We start from the raw sequence: 18,116 nt of genomic DNA, 5'->3' as shown, positions 1-18,116 counted from the left end.
TCTCACACGCACAGCCGGTGCACCGCCGACCGGGGAGCTGCCCGGTCACGACACGCGGGTCGTCACACCGTCAGCAGCACCTTCCCCACGTGCGATCCGCCGTCGAAGTACTCGTGCGCCTCCCGCACCTGCTCCAGCGGGAACGTGCGGGACACGAGCGGACGCACCTGACCCGAGGTCAGCAGGGGCCACACGTACTCCCCGACCGCGGCCATGATGGTGGCCTTCTCCTCCGCCGAACGCGCCCGCAGCGTCGTACCGATCACCGCGGCGCGCTTCTGCAGCAGCCGCCCCACGTTCAGCTCCCCCTTGGCACCGCCCTGCATCCCGATGATCACGATGCGCCCGTTCGTGGCCACCACCCGCAGGTTCGGGTCCAGGTACTTGGCGCCCACGACGTCCAGGACCACGTCCGCCCCGCGGCCGTCCGTGAGCTCGTGGACCCGCTCCACGAAGTCCTCGTTCCGGTAGTTGACGGCGGTGGCGCCCAGTTCCCGCACGGTGGCGGCCTTCTCCTCGCTGCCCACCGTGGCGATCACCGAGAGGCCCAGCGCGCGGGCCACCTGGATGGCGTGGGTCCCGATGCCGCCCGCCCCACCGTGCACGAGCAGCGTCTCCCCCTCACGGGCCGATGCCGCCATGAACACGTTGGAGAACACCGTCGCGGCCACCTCCGGCAGCCCCGCCGCCTCGACCGGGTCCACGCCGTCCGGCAGGGGGAGCACCTGCTGCCACGGCGCCACCACGCGCTCGGCGTAGCCTCCGGAGTCCACCAGGGCCACCACGGGATCACCCACGGCCAGCCCGGGGCGGTCCGGCACCTGCTCCCCGAGCGCCAGCACCGTGCCGGAGACCTCCAGACCGAACACGTCCGTGGCCTCCGGCGGCACGGGGTAGTGCCCCTGCCGCTGCAGGACGTCCGCTCGGTTGAGCCCCGCCGCGGTCACCGCGATCAGCACCCCGTCCGCCGTGAGCTGCGGCTCGGGGACGTCGCTCACCGTGAGCACCTCGGGTCCGCCGGATTCCAGGTCACGCACTGCACGCATGGGTCAGTCCTTCCACTCGTCGTCTCGTGGCCGCCATCCTCCCGCCACCAGGGGGCTCGGCACCAGCGGACGACGTCGCTGTTCCCCCTCCGCGGACAGATCCGCCTCCCGCCGGGCGCACCCGGCCCGCGATGCACCACGCGCGGGGACACTGCCGTTCCGTGAGCCCTACCCCCGGGATGGGGCATGGCGACGGCGCGGTGCCGACCCGGCCACCGTCAGGGAGCGTCGGAAGGGACGAGCGTGGAGGAGGCCTGCGGGCGGCGTCGTGCTCCGTGTCCTCCCGCCGCAGCGCGTTCGCACCCCGGGTGCGGCGCGTGGAATAATGACGACTCGTTCGTGCGGTGCGCAAGCCCGCGGCGAGCGGAGGAAGGTTGTCCGAGCGGCCTAAGGAGCTGGTCTTGAAAACCAGTGTGCGGTAACCCCGTACCAAGGGTTCAAATCCCTTACCTTCCGCCCACGACGAAGCCCCTGTCCCTGAAGTACCAGGTGACAGGAGCTTCGTCGTTTGCTCCTGGCAGGCCGGGGCCGCGCTCGACGGGCGGCCGCCAGCGGCAGCGCGGCGGCACCGGCGCCGCCGGGCTCAGCCCGTCAGCTCCGTGGCACTCAGAACCCCAGGACCTCCCGCAGCTCGGCGCTGATCCGCTCGAGTCGCTCGGCGGCCTCGGCGCGCGGGACCTCGGCGTCGTCGGGCACCGGGAGCACGACCTCCAGGTAGCACTTGAGCTTGGGCTCGGTGCCGGAGGGGCGCACGATCACGCGGTCGTCGGCTTCGGTGCGCACCAGGATGCCCTCGGTGGGCAGCATCTCGGGGCCGCCGTCGGCGAGGTCCACGAACTCCGCGACCGGCGAGCCCGCGAGCTCCTTCGGCGGATTCTCCCGCAGCCGCCGCATGCCGCGGCCGATGAGCGAGAGGTCCGCCACACGGAACGTCAACGGCGCCGTGGCGTAGAGGCCGTGCATGTGCGCGAGCCGGTCCAGCTCGTCCTGCACGGTGCGTCCACGGGCCTTGAGGGCCGCCACGAGGGACGCCACGCGCACGGCGGTGGAGACACCGTCCTTGTCGCGGACCGCGGCGGGGTCGGTGCAGTAGCCGATGGCCTCCTCGTAGCCGAAGCGCAGTCCGGGCGTGCGGGCGATCCACTTGAACCCCGTGAGGGTCTGGCGGAACGAGAGCCCGTGGCGCTGCGCGATCCGTCCCAGCAGGCGGCCGGAGACGATGGAGCACGCAAGGGTGTCCCCCGCACGGTCCGGGTCCGAGGCCGCGTCTTCGCCCAGCAGCGCACCGAGCTCGTCACCGCTCAGGCGGCGCCAGTCCTCGGCAGGATTCCCGGTGCCCGCGCCCGTGGGGATGGCCACGGCGCAGCGGTCCGCGTCCGGGTCCAGTGCTATGGCCACGTCCGCGTCCTCGCGGGCCGCCAGGGCCACGAGCAGGTCCATGGCGCCCGGCTCCTCGGGGTTCGGGAACGCCACGGTCGGGAAGTCCGGATCCGGCTCGGCCTGCTCGGCCACCACGGCCACCCGCGGAAAGCCGGCCTCCTCCAGCACGCGCCGGGCGGTGCCCAGGCCCACGCCGTGCATCGGGGTCAGGGCGATCGAGACGTCCGCACCCTCCTCCGGGCCGCGCAGGGACGCGGCGCGCCGGACGTAGTCGGTGACCAGGGCGTCGTCGGCGGTGGACACGGACTCCGGGTCCCGCGGCACCTCGTCCGCGGGCGGTGCCGCGGCGATCCGCTCCGCGATCCGGGCGTCGTCCGGGGCCACGATCTGCACACCGCGCTCGTCGTCCCCGGAGACCGCGCGGGCACCCAGGTAGACCTTGTAGCCGTTGTCCGCGGGCGGGTTGTGGGACGCGGTGACCATCACGCCGGCATCGGCGCCGAGGGCACGCACCGCGTAGGCCACGAGTGGGGTGGGCAGCTGCGCGGGCAGCCGGACGGCCCGGCAGCCGGCCGCGGCGAACACCGCGGCGGCGTCCGCGGCGAAGTCCTCGGAGCCGTGGCGGGCATCGCAGCCCACCACCACGAGCGGCTCGGAGCCCACGCGGTCCACCAGGAACGAGGCCAGGCCGGCGCTCGCGCGAATCACGACGGCGCGGTTCATGCGGGACTCGCCCGCGCCCACCGCGGCCCGCAGTCCGGCCGTGCCGAACACGAGCGGACCCGAGAAGCGTGAACCGAGCTCCGCGAGCGCGGTCTCGTCCCCGGAGCGCGCGGGTTCGAGCAGGGCGGTCAGTTCAACACGGGTGACGGGATCGGGATCGTGCTCGATCCACTGCTGCACCGTGGAGAGAAGCTGCTCACTCATCAGGAATCCAGTCCTTCCAGCACCGCACGCGTGCCGGAGAGCCCCAGACGGGTGGCTCCGGCCTCGACCATCGCGAGGGCCGCCTCGGTGGTGCGGATGCCGCCGGAGGCCTTGACGCCCAGGCGGCCGCCCACCGTCTCGGCCATGAGCCGCACGGCCTCCACGCTCGCACCCCCGGCGGGGTGGAAGCCCGTGGAGGTCTTCACGAAGTCAGCACCGGCGGCGTCCGCGGCGCGGCACGCGGCCATGATCTGCTCGTCGTCCAGGGCCGCGGACTCGATGATGACCTTCAGGACCGTGGGCGCGGGGCACGCGGCACGCACGGCCTCGATGTCCTCCTGGACGCCGTCCCAGTCCCCGTCCATCGCCAGGCCCAGGTTGATGACCATGTCCACCTCGTCCGCGCCGCGGGACACCGAGTCCGCGGCCTCCACGGCCTTGACCTCGGAGGGGTGCGCGCCGGACGGGAAGCCGCACACCGTGGCGAGCTTGACCCCTTCCGGCAGCTCCACGTCCAGGCGGGACGGGGAGACGCAGATGGAGTAGGCCCCCAGGTCCGCGGCCTCGCGGGCCAGGTCCGCCACCTGCTCTGCGGTGGCCTCGGGCTTGAGCAGGGTGTGGTCGACGATCGCGGCCAGTTCTTCGCGGGTGGTCATGTGGTTCTCCTTCGAGAGGTCGTGGGTCGCGGCACGGGTCCGGCCGCGAGCTCGCGCGGGGCGAGGTGGTCGGTGGGCGCCACGGGCGGTTCGGTGCCCGGCCCGTGGCCCCCGGTCACGGGGTTCAGGCAATGCGGTCCAGGACCACGTCCTCGCGCGCACCGGTGCCGTCCGCGGCGCCGGGGTCGATGGTGGCGCCACCGGCGAGGGACTCCAGCGCGCGGTCGAAGCGCTCCGGGGTGTCCGTGTGCAGGGTGAACAGCTTCTGGCCCTTGCGCACACGCTCGCCGGGCACCGCGTGGATCTCCACGCCGGCACCGGCCTGGACGGGGTCGCCCTGGCGGGCGCGGCCCGCGCCCAGGCGCCACGAGGCCACGCCCACGGACATCGCGTCCATCTCGGTGAGCACGCCGTCCGTCTCGGCGAGCACGTCCTGGGTGTGCTCGGCCCGGGGCAGCTCGGCATCCGGGTCCCCGCCCTGGGCGGCGACCATCTGCTTCCACGAGTCCATGGCGCGGCCGTCCTTGAGCGCCGCCTCCACGTCCGCGTCCTGCACTCCGGCGGCGGCGAGCATCTCCTGCGCGAGCGCCACGGTCAGGCGGACGACGTCGCTGGGCCCGCCTCCCGCGAGCACCTCCACCGACTCGCGCACCTCCAGGGCGTTGCCCACGGTGCGGCCCAGCGGGCGGGACATGTCCGTGAGCAGGGCCACGGTGTGCACGCCGTGGTCCTTGCCGAGGTCCACCATGGTGCGGGCGAGCTCCCGCGCGTCCTGCTCGGACTTCATGAACGCCCCCGGGCCGGTCTTGACGTCCAGCACCAGGGCCCCGGTGCCCTCGGCGATCTTCTTGGACATGATGGACGAGGCGATCAGCGGGATGCACTCCACCGTGGAGGTGGTGTCACGCAGCGCGTAGAGCTTCTTGTCCGCCGGGGCCAGGCCGCTGCCCGCCGCGCAGATCACGGCGCCCACGGTGTCCAGGATCTCCATCATGCGCTCGTTCGAGAGATCCGCGCGCCACCCCGGGATGGCCTCCATCTTGTCCAGGGTGCCGCCGGTGTGGCCCAGTCCGCGGCCCGAGAGCTGCGGCACGGCCACCCCGAAGCTCGCGACGAGCGGGGCGAGCGGGAGCGTGATCTTGTCCCCCACGCCACCCGTGGAGTGCTTGTCCGCGGTGGGCCGGGAGAGGGCCGTGAAGTTCATGCGCTCGCCGGAGTCGATCATGGCCTGCGTCCACCGGGAGATCTCCGTACGGTCCATGCCGTTGAGGAAGACGGCCATGGCCAGCGCGGACATCTGCTCGTCCGCCACCACGCCCCGGGTGTAGGCGGCCACCACCCAGTCGATGGCCTCGGGGGACAGCGTCTCGCGGTCCCTTTTCATGCGGATGACGTCCACGGCGTCGAACGCTTCGACCATCGTGCTCACTCCCTCGTGTAGATGCGGCACCGTGGGGACGGGGACGAACCCGCGACACGGCTCACCAGCAATCCTAGGCGCCGCCCGGGAAAAATTGTCACCTATAGTTTTGACAAATGTTCGTGCTCGGCAGTGCCGCCGCGCACCGGAAACGAAAGCTGGGGTCACCGTGGACCGTTACCAGGGCCTGGTGGGGATCATCCTCATCCTGGGCACCATCGTCCTTCTCTCCCGCCACCGCGGCGCCATCAAGTGGCGCACCCTTGCCGTGGGCCTGGCCCTGCAGATCGGGGTGGCCCTGCTGATCCTCAAGTGGGGTCCCGGATTCGAGGCCCTGAAGTGGTTCTCGGACCTGGTGCAGGGACTGATCGGCTTCACCAACGAGGGCACCAAGTTCGTCTTCGGCGGGCTCATGGACGAGAAGAACGGCTTCGTCTTCGCCCTCAACGTGCTGCCCGTCATCATCTTCCTGGGCGCGCTCATCAGCGCCCTCTACTACCTGCGGGTCATCCAGGTGTTCGTGCACGTGCTGGGCACCGTGCTCAACAAGATCATGGGCACCTCCAAGATCGAGTCCGTGTTCGCCTCCACGGTGATCTTCCTGGGCCAGAGCGAGGCGCCCCTGATGATCAAGCCCTACATCAGCAGGCTCACGCGCTCCGAGCTGTTCGCGTGCATGACCGGCGGCTTCGCCGCGGCTGCCGGATCCACCCTGGTGGGCTACTCCCTGCTGGGTGCGCCGCTGCCGTACCTGCTCGCGGCCTCGGTGATGAACGCCCCCGGCTCGCTGCTCGTGGCCAAGGCCCTCATGCCCGAGACCGAGAAGTCCGAGGCCTCGGTGAACGTGCTGAAGGTGCGTGACACCGAGTCGAAGAACCTGATCGACGCCATTGGAACCGGCGCACTGAACGGCGGGCGGATCGCCGTGATCGTGGGCTGCCTGCTCATCGCGTTCATCGCGCTGATCGCCCTGGGCTCGTCCGTGCTGGGCTGGTTCGGCTCCCTGTTCGGGTTCGAGGGCTGGTCCCTAGAGGGGCTGTTCGGCATCATCTTCGCGCCGCTCGCCTGGGCCATCGGCGTGCCGTGGCAGGACGCCGCGCAGGTGGGCAACTTCATCGGCCAGAAGACCATCCTCAACGAGTTCGTGGGCTACACGTCCTTCGGTCCCGCCATTCCCGGCATGGATCCCCAGTCCGTGCTGATCACCACCTTTGCCCTGGCGGGCTTCGCCAACCTCTCCTCGATCGCCATCCAGATCGGGTCCATCGGAGGGCTCGCCCCGGACCGGCGCGGGGACGTCGCCAAGATGGGCATGTTCGCCCTCTTCGGCGGCTTCCTCACCAACATGCTCAACGCCGCGCTCGTCGGCGTGATCATGGGGCTGTGACGCGCGCGGTCCGCCCCGCGCGCACCACGGCGCCCGGCGGCGTCGTCCCGAGCGGCGCGGCGCCCGGACGTGCGCCACACCGCGCCACCGCGCGCACCGGTGTGCCGTGGAGCTGAGTTCCCGGGACAGGCAGTCCCTGGAGGTGGCGCGGCTGTACTTCCAGCGCGGACTCTCCCAGGCGGACGTGGCACGGCAGCTCTGCCTGTCCCGCCCCACGGTGTCCAAGCTGATCCAGCACGCCAAGGACCGCGGCTTCGTGAGCATCGAGATCCGGGACCCGCGCGCCGTGTCCTCGGACGTGGGACGGGAGCTGTGCGCGCGCTACGGACTCACCCAGGCGCGGGTGGTCGCCGCCGCGGACACGGCGGACGAGCTGCTCCACGAACTCGGCGGCATGGGTGCCCAGGTGCTCGAGGAGAACGTGGCGGATGGGGACCTCGTGGGCATCACGTGGGGGCGCACCATGCGGGCCGTGGCGAACGCGCTGACCCCGCAGCCGCGCACGGGCGTGCACATGGTCCAGCTCAAGGGCGGCAGCAGCCTGGACGCCTCGCTGGCGGGCCACCACGAGACGGTGCGGCTGCTGTGCTCCGCGTTCGACGCCTACCCCCACACCCTGCCGCTGCCGGTGCTCTTCGACAGCCCCGGCGTGAAGCGGCTCGTGGAGCAGGACCGGCACATCAAGTACGTGCTGGACCTGGGCCGCAGCGCGCGCACCGCACTGTTCACCGTGGGCCCGGTGTCCGAGGACGCTCCCCTGCTGCTGCGCGACTACCTCAGCCGTGAGGAGCGCCGCAGGGTGGCGCAGCTCGCGGTGGGAGACCTCTGCTCACGGTTCATCGACGCCTCCGGGCGCCCCGCCGTGCCCAGCCTCGACGAGCGCACCGTGGCCCTCCCCCTCGACGACCTCCGGCAGAAGGAGATCCGGATCTGTGTGGCCGGGGGAACCGCCAAGGTCCCGGTGCTGCGCGCCGCCCTGCAGGCCGGCTACGTCTCCCACCTGGTCACGGACGAGCGCACCGCACGGGCCGTCCTGGGCTGAGGCACCCGCCCGACGCCGCGGCGTCGCCACGCCGTGCCCGGGATCACGACGCCGCCGGGTCACCCGGGTGGGCCCGGCCCCGTCAGCTCCCCTGCGCGCACTCTCCGGCGCACGCCGCGCCGGTCAGTCCCGCGGCGCCGATCCTGCGAGGACGTCCTGGGCGATCTGGTCCGCGTCCGCCAGCGTCCGGGCCCCGAGGTGGGCGGGGGCCCCGGCCTCCGCGGCGATCGAGACACCCCACTGCACCGAGGACAGCTGCAGTCCGATCACGTAGATGCCGTGCTCCACCCGGTCCTTGGCGCCCACGGCGCGGTAGACGAAGGCGCGCGGGGCGGCGTCGTCGTCCTGCGTGCCGCGAGCGCGCTCCGGGGAGACGTCCAGGCCCGTGCTCGTCTCGGGGGCGGCGCCGTCGCGGGTCTCCATGAGCTTGGCGCGCACCAGCCCGCGCTCGTGCATGTTCGTGAGCAGGGGGGAGATGTTGCGGTGGACGTCGTTCGTGGGGGACATGGCCTCGATGAGCCAGCGGGAGCGCACGGGTGCGGCCTCGACCCACGGGGACGCGGCGACGAAGCAGCCCTGGGAGCGGTCCACCGCGAAGCGCGGCTCGGGTCCCAGGAATCGCACGATCCCGGCGCGCGTGAGGGCGGCGAGCTGCTGGATGCGCAGCACGGGCGGCCCGGAGGCGAGACCCTCCACGAGCGGCTCGAACTGGCGCCGCAGCTCGTGGACCCAGGACGAGTCGGTGATGCCGATCTCCGCGAGCACGCACTTGAGCACGGTGCGGGCCGCGTTGAGGGAGGCGATGGCCATCTTCACGGGGTCGTCCTCGCCCCGCAGGGAGCCGCGCACGTCACGGTCCAGGTAGTGGACCACCGCGGCCGCGTACTCGTCGTGGCTCGCGAAGCTGACGTCCTCGAACGGCCGGGCCAGCCGGGCCTGCTGCAGCTGGCGGCCGGGCACCACGACGTCCGAGATCAGGGCGTCGCTGCGGTGCGCCCAGTTGGGGTCGGCCGAGTCCAGCAGGACCTCGTCCAGGCGGCGCAGGAACTCCTGCGGGTCTCCCAGGAAGGCGTCCGGTGCGGTACGGGCCAGCACCGTGTAGTAGTTCCAGATGGTGTCCTTGCGGATCAGCGGCCACAGCTGACGCTCGAAGGACAGCGACCCCGGCCCGGTCCCGGCGAGCGCCCGGACGGCGTCGAGCGTGAAGAAGCGGGTCCGCAGGGACGCGGCGTAGTAGCCCTCCAGGACGGGCTTCGCGCGGTAGGGCGTGCCGCGGCGGGAGCCCGCCACGACCTTCGGCTCCCGGCCCGAGGGGTGGTAGACGAGCCGGTCCGGCTGCTCCGGGTCCTGGGTGAACGTGCCTCCCCTGCCCTCGGTGAGGCGGGCGAGCGCGTCGCAGAAGTTCAGGCCCATCCCGCGCACCAGTACGGTCTCCCCGCTGGGCAGCTCGGACCAGAACGCGTCCGCCGGCACTGTGGGCGGCCAGTAGGTCAGCCCGTGCTCGGCCGCGCCGTCCACGAGGTCCTTCTGTGACGGGCGCAGGTGCGCGTCCAGGTGGCCGAGCGCGAGCACCACGGCATCCGCGGGCAACACCGCGCCGCCCGCGAGCTCCACGCCGTAGCGGTGCCGGCCGTCGGTGCGCACCCACGCGTCCACGGCCTCGCCGCGGTGCACGTCCAGGCGCACCGTGGCCGGGAGGTTCTGCCGCAGCGTGGTGAACACCCACTCCAGGTACCGCCCGTACACGGCGCGCGGCGGGTAGCCCTGCGGGGTCAGCTCCGCGAGCGCACGCAGCTGCTCCGCTCCCAGGGAAGTCACCGGCTCGACCTCCCCGGCGACGACGCCGCGGCGCCACCGCTCGAAGCTCATCCCCCGCAGCGGGGCCACGGAGGGCACGTCCAGCACGTCCGGCGCGGCGAGCACCGTGGGGAACAGGGAGGGGGTGTTCATGAGGAACACGTCCGACTGGTCCGTGCGCCACACGTGGCCCGGTCCCGGGGGGAACGGGTCCACCAGGTCGATGTGCACGGCGGCACCCGAGTGCGCCGACCGTGCCACGAGCCGTTCGACCACCGAGAGACCACGGGGACCGGCCCCCACCACCACCACGCGCTGCTGAATACCCATACCCGACAGGATATCGAGGGTGCGTGAGCTGCCGTCCCGCGCGGGTGGCGGCTGGCCGACCACCGGCGGGCGGCGTGGGCGGTCGCGGGCTCAGCGCACCGTGGCCACCGTGACCGCGCCCGTGCTACGGGACAAGGTGTACTGCGTCAGCACTCCTGTGCGAACGTTGCGGAAGCGCTGGTACGCGCCGGTGGGCGTGGTCACCTCTGCGGAGGTGAGGTACCCCGTGGTGGACTCGTAGCCCCGACGCGCCCACTGCACCCCGATCCCGGACGACTCGACCACGGGGTGCGCCCCTGTGCTGCCACTCCACAGGATCTTGGTGGTGCGCCCCGTGCGCAGGTTCACGAAGCTCTGGAAGGTGCCCCCGGTGGATGTGCTGCGCTCGTCGGTCAGCGGCACACCCGGCCCCGCAGCGCCACCAGCCCGCCGTGCCGTGCGCCGATGCCCCGCCACGACTCCACGCGGTGGGCTCCGCTGCGGGCAGGAACCGGCATCTCACGCCTCGGACAGGTTGACCACCTTGGCCGGGTTCATGTTCGCAGGCACTCCGGGCACGGGCAGCCCGGCGGACCACATGACGCCGTCCGCGATGTCCGAGACGTAGCCGCGCCCGTCCGCACCGAGCACGCGGGCGTGCTGGATCCTGGCGTCCGGAGCCATGCCCGCAATGCCCTGGCGGTTGTTGGTGTGCGCGGCGGCAATGCCCGCCACGTGCGAGCCGTGCCACCGGGACGGCCTGCCCGGGCTCCAGTCCCCCTGGTCCTGCGGGTGGGGATCGCGGCCGTCACCGTCCCGCGAGTGGTAGGTGTCCGAGAGGAAGTCGTAGCCCGGCACCAACTTGCCGTTCAGGTCCGGGTGGCTGATTTCGCCGGTGTCCGCGACGCCGATCACGATCCCCTGCCCCGTGGCCTGGCTCCAGACCCCCGGCACGGCGATGTCCCGCGGGCCCCACTGGTAGTTCCAGTTCGTGTCGTTCGGGTTCCGGGCGGGCGTGGCGGCGAGCGCGCCCACCGCGATCTGGTTCGGCTCCGCCGACGCCACGGTGGGATCCGCTTCGAGGGCGGCCACCGTCTCCCGCTGCTCGGCAGGGGTGAGCATCTCCGCCGACTTCACGACGCTCTCTCCGGTTCCCGTGGTCCGCACGATGTCCGGGTCCGCGAGTTCCGTGTTCCTCTCAGCGCCCTGCAGCACCGTGTCCTTCGTGGCGGTGGGCACCCGGTCCTTGAACGACACCAGGATCCGGTCCGTCTCCGGCAGCACCCTGCCCTGGCCGGCGCCGCGACCCAGGGACTCCACCCCTCCGTCCGTGTCGGGCCGCGCCTGCGCCGCTTGCTCCGACGACGACGCCGCGCCCAGGGGTACGGCTGCCGACGACCCCGCCGCCGCGATCATCGCCAGTGAGAGTCCCGCGGTGATCCGTGTCCGCACCGCGCGCATGAGGACTCTCCCGTTCCGGCACGGCACTGGGGGCCGCGCACCGGATTCGGCTGCGGGTGGGCTTTGTGCTGCTCCGGAGCGTATCCAGCCACGTCGACGCAGAACGGGGGCGATCGTCAACGACGGGTTGTGACGCGGGGGGCCGTGGAAGACGAACGACGCCGCCCGGGTGTCCGGGCGGCGTCGCAGGTCGATCTGGAGCGGAGACGGGGGGATTTGAACCCCCGGCCCGGGGTTAAACCGAGCCCTTCATTAGCAGTGAAGTCCATTCGGCCGCTCTGGCACGTCTCCGTGTCGCCAGGTCGACCCACACCCCGAGGGCTGGAGGTCGACCTAAACAACAGATGACAGCCTATCGGCCGGGTCGCTGGCCGGTCAAAGCGGTACGGGCCCGCAGGAGGCATGTGGCGGAGACCGGGTGTCTGGCACGGGCGCCAGGAATCGGGTGCCGCTCTGGGGCCCCGGCAACGGAAACGGACGGGAGGAACCAGCATCCCCGCACCGGGACGTGGTACTCATGAAGCCGCAGCACTTTACCCCTGTTCCCCGACCGGAAGGCTGATCTCTCGTGCGATCCCTCGTCGTCACCGCCTGGTTCCCCGATGTGCAGACCCCCAGCAGGACCCCGTTCGTGCTGGAGCACTGCTGGTCCCTGCAGGAGGCGGGCCACGACGTCACCGTGGTGCACGTGGTCATCGGACGCTCCGGCGGACCCACCATCCAGGACGTGTACCAGGGAGTGCCCGTGACCCGCGTGCACCTGGCCGTGACGGACCCGCGGAGCTATGCGGAGGTGGCACGGACGATCCTGGCCGGGCTACGTGGAACGGACGTGCTGCACACCATGGCGTTCTCCGCTGTGCTCTTCGCCGCGGCACCGTGGCTGGTGCGCCGCAGGCCCTGGGTACACACGGAACACTGGAACGGGGTGGTCAATCCGGCCAGCGTAGGACCGCTGTGGCAACGGCTCTCCTGGCTGCGGCACGCACTGCGGCTGCCCCACGCCGTGACTGGTGTGACGGACGAGCTGTGCCGTGAGATGGCCCGGTTCTCCCGACCGGGGGCCACCCACGTGATCCCCTGCGTGGTGGAGAACTCGCGCCCCCCGGCTCCGTTCCCGAGCACACCACCCCTGCGGCTCGTGGGCGTGGGAGCACTGATCGACCGCAAGCAACCCGTGCTGGCGCTGGAGACCGTGGCCGAGCTCGTGCGGCGCGGCGAGGACGTGCACTACACCCTCATTGGCAGGGGCCCCCTCGTGGAGACGCTGCACAAAACTGCCCGCGCGCTCGGCATCGCGGAGAGAGTGGAACTCACGGGCCCGATCCCACCCGCCGAGGTCGCGAGCCGGCTCTCGGCGGCGCACATCTTCTTCCTGCCCAGCGCCCAGGAGAACTTCTTCACCGCCGTGGCCGAAGCCATCGCGGCAGGACGTCCTGCGGCCGTGCCCCTCAGCGGCGGCTTCGACGACTACTGCACGGACGCCAACTCCGTGCTCACGAACAGCTGGGAGGTCGGTGACCTCGCGGACGCCGTGCAGCTCGCCCGGGATCGTTTCCACACTGCCGATCCCGCTGCGATTGCGGACACCGTGCGCGCCCGCTTCTCGCGCTCCGAGATCGGCACCCAGTTCTCTCGGCTCTACCGGACCATCGGGCACAGGGCTCGCTGACCACGCGCCACTCGCTACACTCCAACGCGTGACGTCTTCCCCCGCACCCGGTTCCCCAGCGCACAGATGGCGGGGAATCCTCTTTCCCCCGCCCAACCATGAAAACAAGGACAACCCCATCGGGTCCTCGTTCGCGCTGACCGTGATGGCGGTGTTCGTACAGGGGCTCTCCCGATTCGGGTACAGCCTGCTGATCGGGAACATCCTGGGCAGGGAGGTCCTGGGACAGGTCAACCTGGCAATCTCCTTGGCTCTCTTCCTGGTGCTCCTGTGGCCCCAGGCCTCCGGAAACGCGGCGGCCAAGTTCATCGCCATGGCGCGCGGGCAGCAGCACCACGAGGAGCAGCTCTCCGTGGCGGTGTACACCGCCCGCTCGGCGGCGCTGGCCACCGTGCTCCTCTCCGTGGTGGCCGTGGTGGTCGCCACCCGGTCACTGCACCTGCCCTTGAGCTACGCCCTCTCGTGCGGTCTGCTGGTGATCGCCCTCTCCGCGTACAACTTCGTGCGCGGCGTGCGCACGGGCAACAACCAGTTCGTGACCACCGCAGCGTGGGACTGCATCAGTTCCGGTGTGACGCTCACCCTGCTGCTCGTGGTGCTGCTGGGGGGCCTCACCCCGCTGCTGCTGGTCCCCCTGAGCCTGGGCTACCTGCTCTACGCAATCCCAGGCTGGCCCCGTGGCGCCGGTGGGCCGCTGCCCAAGACCCTACGACGCAAAATCAACGTGTTCACCGGATGGGCCGCCGTCAACATTCTGGCCGCGTCCGGCCTGCTGCAGCTGTCCATGATCATTGGCAAGCACTACGACACCCCCGCCGCCGTGGGGCAGTACTCCGCGGCCGTCAGCATCGCGACTCCGGCGAGCATGCTGTCCTCCTCCATGCTCGTGGCGCTCGCCCCCGCTGTGGCCCGCATGTTCACCGCGGGTGACCACCAGGGCATGCGCCGCCAGCTGGACGCGATCCTTCGTGTCATGGTGCTCGTGTTCCTGCCCGTTTTCGGAGTGGGAGTCCTGTGGGCAGAGCCCATCATCCACCTGCTCTACAACGCCAGGGCTGACGAGTTCACCCAGGCTGCCCCGCTGCTGGTAGTCCTGTTCTTCGCGGTCTCGGCCACCAGCTTCAACGCGTCCAACTCCCGGCTCAACGGGGGCGAGAGCTGGGGGGTTCGTGCTCTGGCCGCCTGCAACGCCGTGGGTTTGCTCCTGGGCGTCACCACGATCGTGTGCTGGGGGCCCCGGCTGGGAATCATGTCCGCCGCACTCGGCTATCTCGTGGGGTGCCTCGTCAGCTCCTTGGGACCACTGGTCATCGTGTGGGTCCACGACCGCATGTCCTGGGGTGGGCTAATCCTCCGGATCTCGGCGGGGTACGCCCTGGTCCTGGGGGGGCTGTGGTGGGTCGCGGCCGACCCCGGGATCACGACGACGATCCTTGCTACCGCGGCCTTCCTGGCGGCATGGTGCCTCATCTCGTGGCGAGATCTCGTACCTCACGTCACCGCGCTGGGGCACCGCCTGCGACGCTCGTGAACTCTGGCCCATCCGAAGCAGAGGGGACGGCGTTCACTCCCCGCGCGCTGACCGATTCCCCATCCGGTAGCGCACCAGCTGCACCGCACTTGCGACGGCGACGCGCAACGGGCTCTGCCGGTCCAGGAACCATCGCGCCCTCGTGGTGAGCAGCGCGCCCGGGCTCGCGAAGCGGCGTCGAGCGGTGAGTGCGGCGCGCAGGTCCTCCTCCGGGGCCGAATCCTGCAGCAGGGCCAGGACGCGGCGGTCCGCCCGGGCCAACCGGTCCTCGACGTTTGGCGCGAAGTGGAGCAGTTCGAGGGCCACGGCCCACGCTGTGCTCGCGTGGGCGGCACTCCACTCCCCTCGTTCGACCAGCCCCTGCACAGCGGGGAAGAAGTTCACACGAAGATACTTCAGGACGTGCGACGCCCGGAGTTCCGTCGGCGTTCGAGGGAACCAGGGGTAGTCCCCAAGGTCCAGGGCTGCTGCGACCTCCTCGCGCAGCGGAAGAGGCTGCTGCGACACCCTTACGTCGGCATCCGCATGGACGAGGTAACCCGGGGTGCCGGGAGCGTAGTCAATGCGGGAGCCACGGGTGTATAGGGCCATCACGAATGCCTGGTCCTCACCCGTCCGTACAGTCTCATCGAAAGAGGCGCCAAGTGTGCGCACTATGTCTAAGCGGACCAGCCCGAAGGCGGAACTCCGGTACCCCAGGCGGTCCTTCACGGGGTCCAATCGTGCTGAGCGCAGGGGACGGGTGATGGGGGTGATGTCCGCCCTGGCGGCCTCGTGGTGCTGGAACGGGATCACGAGGTCGCTGCCCCGACGCTCGGCAATGCCCAGCCAGCGTGAGACCGCCCCCGGATCCAGGGTGTCATCGCTGTCGAGGAAGCTGACGTAGCGGGCGGTGCTCCAGCGCAGCGCTTCGTTGCGGGGCACCGCGGCGGTGCTTCCGCGGCCCTCGCACTCGAGGACCGTCACCGCATCTCGCAGGGGTTCGGACAGCATGGCGAGGACCTCCTGCTCACTAAGGTGGTGCGCCACGACGACGACGCGACACTGCCCGGGGGCGGCTCCCTCGCTCGCACGCAGCGCAGAACGCACGGCGCGTTCGAGCGGCCGGGCGGAGGAGTGCACCGGAATAACGATGTCCACGAGGGGCGAAGGCACGAGAGAGTCCATGATGACCACGATAGGACACAGGCGGACACGGGGCCGAGCAACCCCGATCACCGGACCCCTGGTCCGGTCCGGATCCGCGGTTCCCCGTCGGCGGTCTCGGTTGCCGCCAGCGACAGCCGGGCAGTGACGCCAGGGCAGAGGACGCAGGGACCCTACCCCTGCGCCGCCAGCACGAACGGCAGAACGGACTCCGCCCCCGCCCGGCGCAGCTGACGCGCCGCCACGGTGAGGCTCCACCGGCTGTCGACGAGGTCGTCCACCAGAAGGATGCTCGCGCGCGGGGCTGCCGCGAGCTGCGCGGAGAGGTCTGGGCCCACCACGAAGCGGTCCCACACCTCGGCGAGCCGGTACGCGCTGTTGCCGCCGTGCGAGCCACGGGGCACGTCCGGGTTGAGCTCCAGTGCGCCCCAGTACGGGAGGTGTCCCGCGGAGGCGATGCCGCGTGCGAGGGAGCCCACGAGGCGCGGCCGGGACAGGGACGGCATGGCCACGACCGCCGTGGGCCGCTCACGCCAGTCCCACTGCGCCAGCACCGTGAGACAGGCCCGCCCCAGGTCTGCGGTGACCTCGGCGTCCATGGGGTTCCCACCCTCGTCCGTGCGCAGCGTCTCCCGCAGCCGCTGGCCCCACCCGAGATCGGTGAGACGGGCCAGGGCACGCCCCCGTTCGGCACGCTCCGTCTCCGGGATCTTGCCCTTGACCTGGATGCCCAGCCGGTCCATCCCGGTGGGCCACTGCGCCCTGGGCTCCAGGGGAACCCCCGCCCGGTGCAGGGCGGCGGCCGCGGCGTCGGAGGCCTCCGAGGGGACGTCCGTGGGGTACCAGGCCCCCGCGCACACGTCGCACCGGCCGCAGGGCTCCGCCGTGGCGTCGTCCAGCAGCCGGGTGAGGAACTGCATGCGGCACTCGTCCGTGGTCTGGTAGTCGAGCATGGCCTGCTGCTCCGCGGTCCTGGCCGCGCTCACGCGCTCGTACCGGGCGGCGTCGTACTCCCACGGCCGGCCCGTGGACTGCCAGCCCCCGCCCACCCGTTCCACGGCACCGTCCACCGCGAGGACCTTGAGGAGCAGCTCCAGTGGAGAACGCTTGATGTTGACCCGGGGCTCCAGCGCCGCCACCGAGAGCGGCCCGCCGTGCTCCGCGAGCGCCGTGAGCACTGCGGTGGCCTTGTCCTGCGTGGGCATGGACGCCGTGGCGAAGTACTCCCAGATCTCCCGGTCCTCGCGCCCCGGCAGCAGGAGGACGTCCGCGCTGTCCGTGGCGCGCCCTGCACGGCCCACCTGCTGGTAGTAGGCCACGGGCGAGGACGGCGCACCGAGATGGACCACGAAGCCGAGGTCCGGTTTGTCGAAACCCATGCCCAGCGCCGAGGTGGCCACGAGGGCCTTGACCTGGTTCTCCTTCAGGGCCGCCTCCAGCTCCTCACGCTCCGCGGCGTCCGTGCGTCCCGTGTACGCGGCCACCCGGTGCCCGGCGTCCGTGAGAGCCTGGGCGGTGTCCTCCGCCGCGCCGATGGTGAGGGCGTAGACGATCCCGCTGCCGGGCAGCTGCTCCAGGTGCTCCAGCAGCCACGCGAGCCGCACGGACGTGGACGGCAGCCGGAGGACACCGAGCCGCAGGGAGTTGCGGGACAGCGGGCCCCGCAGCGTGAACACCTCCCCGCAGTAGCCCGACCCCACTCCCAGCTGCTCCCGGACGTCCTCGATCACCCGCTCGTTCGCGGTGGCCGTGGTGGCCAGCACCGCCACGGAGTCCGGCAGCTGTGCGAGCATGTCCTTGATCCGCCGGTAGTCCGGGCGGAAGTCGTGGCCCCAGTCCGAGATGCAGTGGGCCTCGTCCACCACCAGCAGGCCCAGCTCGGACATCAGCCGGGGCAGCTGCTCCTCCCGGAACCGGGGGTTGTTGAGCCGCTCCGGGGACACGAGCAGGACATCCAGCTCACCGCGGTCCAGGGCGGCGGAGATCTCCGACCACTCGGTGGGGTTCGCGGAAGAGATGGCCGCGGCCCGCACTCCCGCCCGCTGGGCGGCGGCCACCTGGTCCCGCATCAGCGCCAGCAGCGGCGAGATGATCAGGGTGGGACCGTACCCCTGCGCCCGCATGAGCAGCGCGGAGAGGAAGTACACCGCGGACTTGCCCCAGCCGGTGCGCTGCACCACGAGCGCGCGGCGGTGGTCCTCCACGAGCGCGGAGACGGCCTCGAACTGTCCCGGGTGGAAGTCCGCGGCGGGACTGCCCGTGAGCGCGCGCAGGTGCTCCAGGGCTCGGGATCGCAGGGAGGGGGCGGCGGCGTTCGAGGGCTCGGTCATGCTCCGAGTGTC

The 18,116-nt window shown here is 71.6% G+C and carries 13 protein-coding genes and 2 tRNA genes; 5 read left to right on the top strand and 10 right to left on the bottom strand.

Annotated features, from left to right (window positions below):
- Positions 1 to 62 precede the first annotated feature (62 nt).
- Positions 63 to 1,046 (bottom strand): NAD(P)H-quinone oxidoreductase, encoded by a 984-nt coding sequence (locus tag EAE32_RS10950; RefSeq protein WP_121865177.1) that lies wholly within the window; start codon positions 1,044 to 1,046, stop codon positions 63 to 65.
- 368 nt (positions 1,047 to 1,414) lie between these two features.
- Between EAE32_RS10950 and EAE32_RS10945 the strand changes: the two genes are divergently transcribed.
- Positions 1,415 to 1,502, top strand: a tRNA-Ser gene (locus EAE32_RS10945).
- A 150-nt stretch (positions 1,503 to 1,652) separates the two neighbouring features.
- Here EAE32_RS10945 and EAE32_RS10940 read toward each other — a convergent pair.
- The 3 genes from EAE32_RS10940 to EAE32_RS10930 form a co-directional block, all read right to left on the bottom strand.
- On the bottom strand, positions 1,653 to 3,353 hold the full coding sequence (locus tag EAE32_RS10940) for a phospho-sugar mutase (RefSeq protein WP_121865176.1): 1,701 nt from the start codon (positions 3,351 to 3,353) through the stop codon (positions 1,653 to 1,655).
- A complete protein-coding gene (deoC, locus tag EAE32_RS10935) occupies positions 3,353 to 4,009 on the bottom strand; it encodes a deoxyribose-phosphate aldolase (RefSeq protein ID WP_121865175.1) in 657 nt (218 codons plus the stop codon). The genes EAE32_RS10940 and deoC overlap by 1 nt, the downstream gene beginning before the upstream one ends.
- A 124-nt stretch (positions 4,010 to 4,133) precedes the next feature.
- On the bottom strand, positions 4,134 to 5,429 hold the full coding sequence (locus tag EAE32_RS10930; protein ID WP_121865174.1) for a thymidine phosphorylase: 1,296 nt from the start codon (positions 5,427 to 5,429) through the stop codon (positions 4,134 to 4,136).
- A 169-nt stretch (positions 5,430 to 5,598) separates the two neighbouring features.
- Between EAE32_RS10930 and EAE32_RS10925 the strand changes: the two genes are divergently transcribed.
- Both EAE32_RS10925 and EAE32_RS10920 read left to right on the top strand, forming a co-directional pair.
- Positions 5,599 to 6,816 (top strand): NupC/NupG family nucleoside CNT transporter, encoded by a 1,218-nt coding sequence (locus EAE32_RS10925; protein WP_121865173.1) that lies wholly within the window; start codon positions 5,599 to 5,601, stop codon positions 6,814 to 6,816.
- A gap of 106 nt (positions 6,817 to 6,922) precedes the next feature.
- Positions 6,923 to 7,858, top strand: a complete 936-nt coding sequence (locus tag EAE32_RS10920; protein ID WP_121865172.1) for a sugar-binding transcriptional regulator — start codon at positions 6,923 to 6,925, stop codon at positions 7,856 to 7,858.
- Positions 7,859 to 7,981: 123 nt separating this feature from the next.
- On the opposite strand, the gene EAE32_RS10915 is transcribed toward EAE32_RS10920, so the two are convergent.
- From EAE32_RS10915 to EAE32_RS10905, 4 genes are all read right to left on the bottom strand, one after another.
- The gene (locus EAE32_RS10915; RefSeq protein WP_121865171.1) at positions 7,982 to 9,985 is read right to left on the bottom strand and encodes an FAD/NAD(P)-binding protein; all 2,004 of its coding nucleotides are present in this window, start codon (positions 9,983 to 9,985) and stop codon (positions 7,982 to 7,984) included.
- 90 nt (positions 9,986 to 10,075) lie between these two features.
- A complete protein-coding gene (locus tag EAE32_RS12070; protein WP_243635695.1) occupies positions 10,076 to 10,387 on the bottom strand; it encodes an LGFP repeat-containing protein in 312 nt (103 codons plus the stop codon).
- Positions 10,388 to 10,483: 96 nt separating this feature from the next.
- A complete protein-coding gene (locus EAE32_RS10910) occupies positions 10,484 to 11,425 on the bottom strand; it encodes a S8 family serine peptidase (protein ID WP_243635694.1) in 942 nt (313 codons plus the stop codon).
- Positions 11,426 to 11,626: 201 nt separating this feature from the next.
- Positions 11,627 to 11,716, bottom strand: a tRNA-Ser gene (locus EAE32_RS10905).
- A 277-nt stretch (positions 11,717 to 11,993) separates the two neighbouring features.
- On the opposite strand from EAE32_RS10905, the gene EAE32_RS10900 reads away from it, so the two are divergent.
- Both EAE32_RS10900 and EAE32_RS10895 read left to right on the top strand, forming a co-directional pair.
- Complete coding sequence (locus tag EAE32_RS10900) at positions 11,994 to 13,097, top strand: glycosyltransferase (RefSeq protein ID WP_121865170.1); 1,104 nt, start codon at positions 11,994 to 11,996, stop codon at positions 13,095 to 13,097.
- Between the two features lie 28 nt (positions 13,098 to 13,125).
- The gene (locus tag EAE32_RS10895) at positions 13,126 to 14,628 is read left to right on the top strand and encodes a lipopolysaccharide biosynthesis protein (protein ID WP_165860507.1); all 1,503 of its coding nucleotides are present in this window, start codon (positions 13,126 to 13,128) and stop codon (positions 14,626 to 14,628) included.
- Positions 14,629 to 14,661: 33 nt separating this feature from the next.
- Here the strand turns inward: EAE32_RS10895 and EAE32_RS10890 are convergent, their stop codons facing one another.
- Both EAE32_RS10890 and EAE32_RS10885 read right to left on the bottom strand, forming a co-directional pair.
- Positions 14,662 to 15,795, bottom strand: coding sequence for a glycosyltransferase family 2 protein (locus EAE32_RS10890; protein WP_121865216.1), 1,134 nt, complete (start codon positions 15,793 to 15,795; stop codon positions 14,662 to 14,664).
- A 152-nt stretch (positions 15,796 to 15,947) separates the two neighbouring features.
- Positions 15,948 to 18,104, bottom strand: a complete 2,157-nt coding sequence (locus EAE32_RS10885; RefSeq protein ID WP_121865168.1) for a RecQ family ATP-dependent DNA helicase — start codon at positions 18,102 to 18,104, stop codon at positions 15,948 to 15,950.
- Positions 18,105 to 18,116 lie beyond the last annotated feature (12 nt).

Source organism: Kocuria tytonicola (genome assembly GCF_003687175.1).
GTDB classification, from domain to species: domain Bacteria; phylum Actinomycetota; class Actinomycetes; order Actinomycetales; family Micrococcaceae; genus Kocuria; species Kocuria tytonicola.
Note: the sequence above shows the minus strand (reverse complement) of the source record. Positions and strands in the feature narration are given on the sequence as shown.

Coding starts and splice junctions, on each gene's coding strand:
- EAE32_RS10950 (WP_121865177.1), bottom strand. CDS start 1,046: ATGCGTGCAGTGCGTGACCTGGAATCCGGCGGACCCGAGGTGCTCACG.
- EAE32_RS10940 (WP_121865176.1), bottom strand. CDS start 3,353: ATGAGTGAGCAGCTTCTCTCCACGGTGCAGCAGTGGATCGAGCACGAT.
- deoC (WP_121865175.1), bottom strand. CDS start 4,009: ATGACCACCCGCGAAGAACTGGCCGCGATCGTCGACCACACCCTGCTC.
- EAE32_RS10930 (WP_121865174.1), bottom strand. CDS start 5,429: ATGGTCGAAGCGTTCGACGCCGTGGACGTCATCCGCATGAAAAGGGAC.
- EAE32_RS10915 (WP_121865171.1), bottom strand. CDS start 9,985: ATGGGTATTCAGCAGCGCGTGGTGGTGGTGGGGGCCGGTCCCCGTGGT.
- EAE32_RS10910 (WP_243635694.1), bottom strand. CDS start 11,425: ATGCGCGCGGTGCGGACACGGATCACCGCGGGACTCTCACTGGCGATG.
- EAE32_RS10890 (WP_121865216.1), bottom strand. CDS start 15,795: ATGGACTCTCTCGTGCCTTCGCCCCTCGTGGACATCGTTATTCCGGTG.
- EAE32_RS10885 (WP_121865168.1), bottom strand. CDS start 18,104: ATGACCGAGCCCTCGAACGCCGCCGCCCCCTCCCTGCGATCCCGAGCC.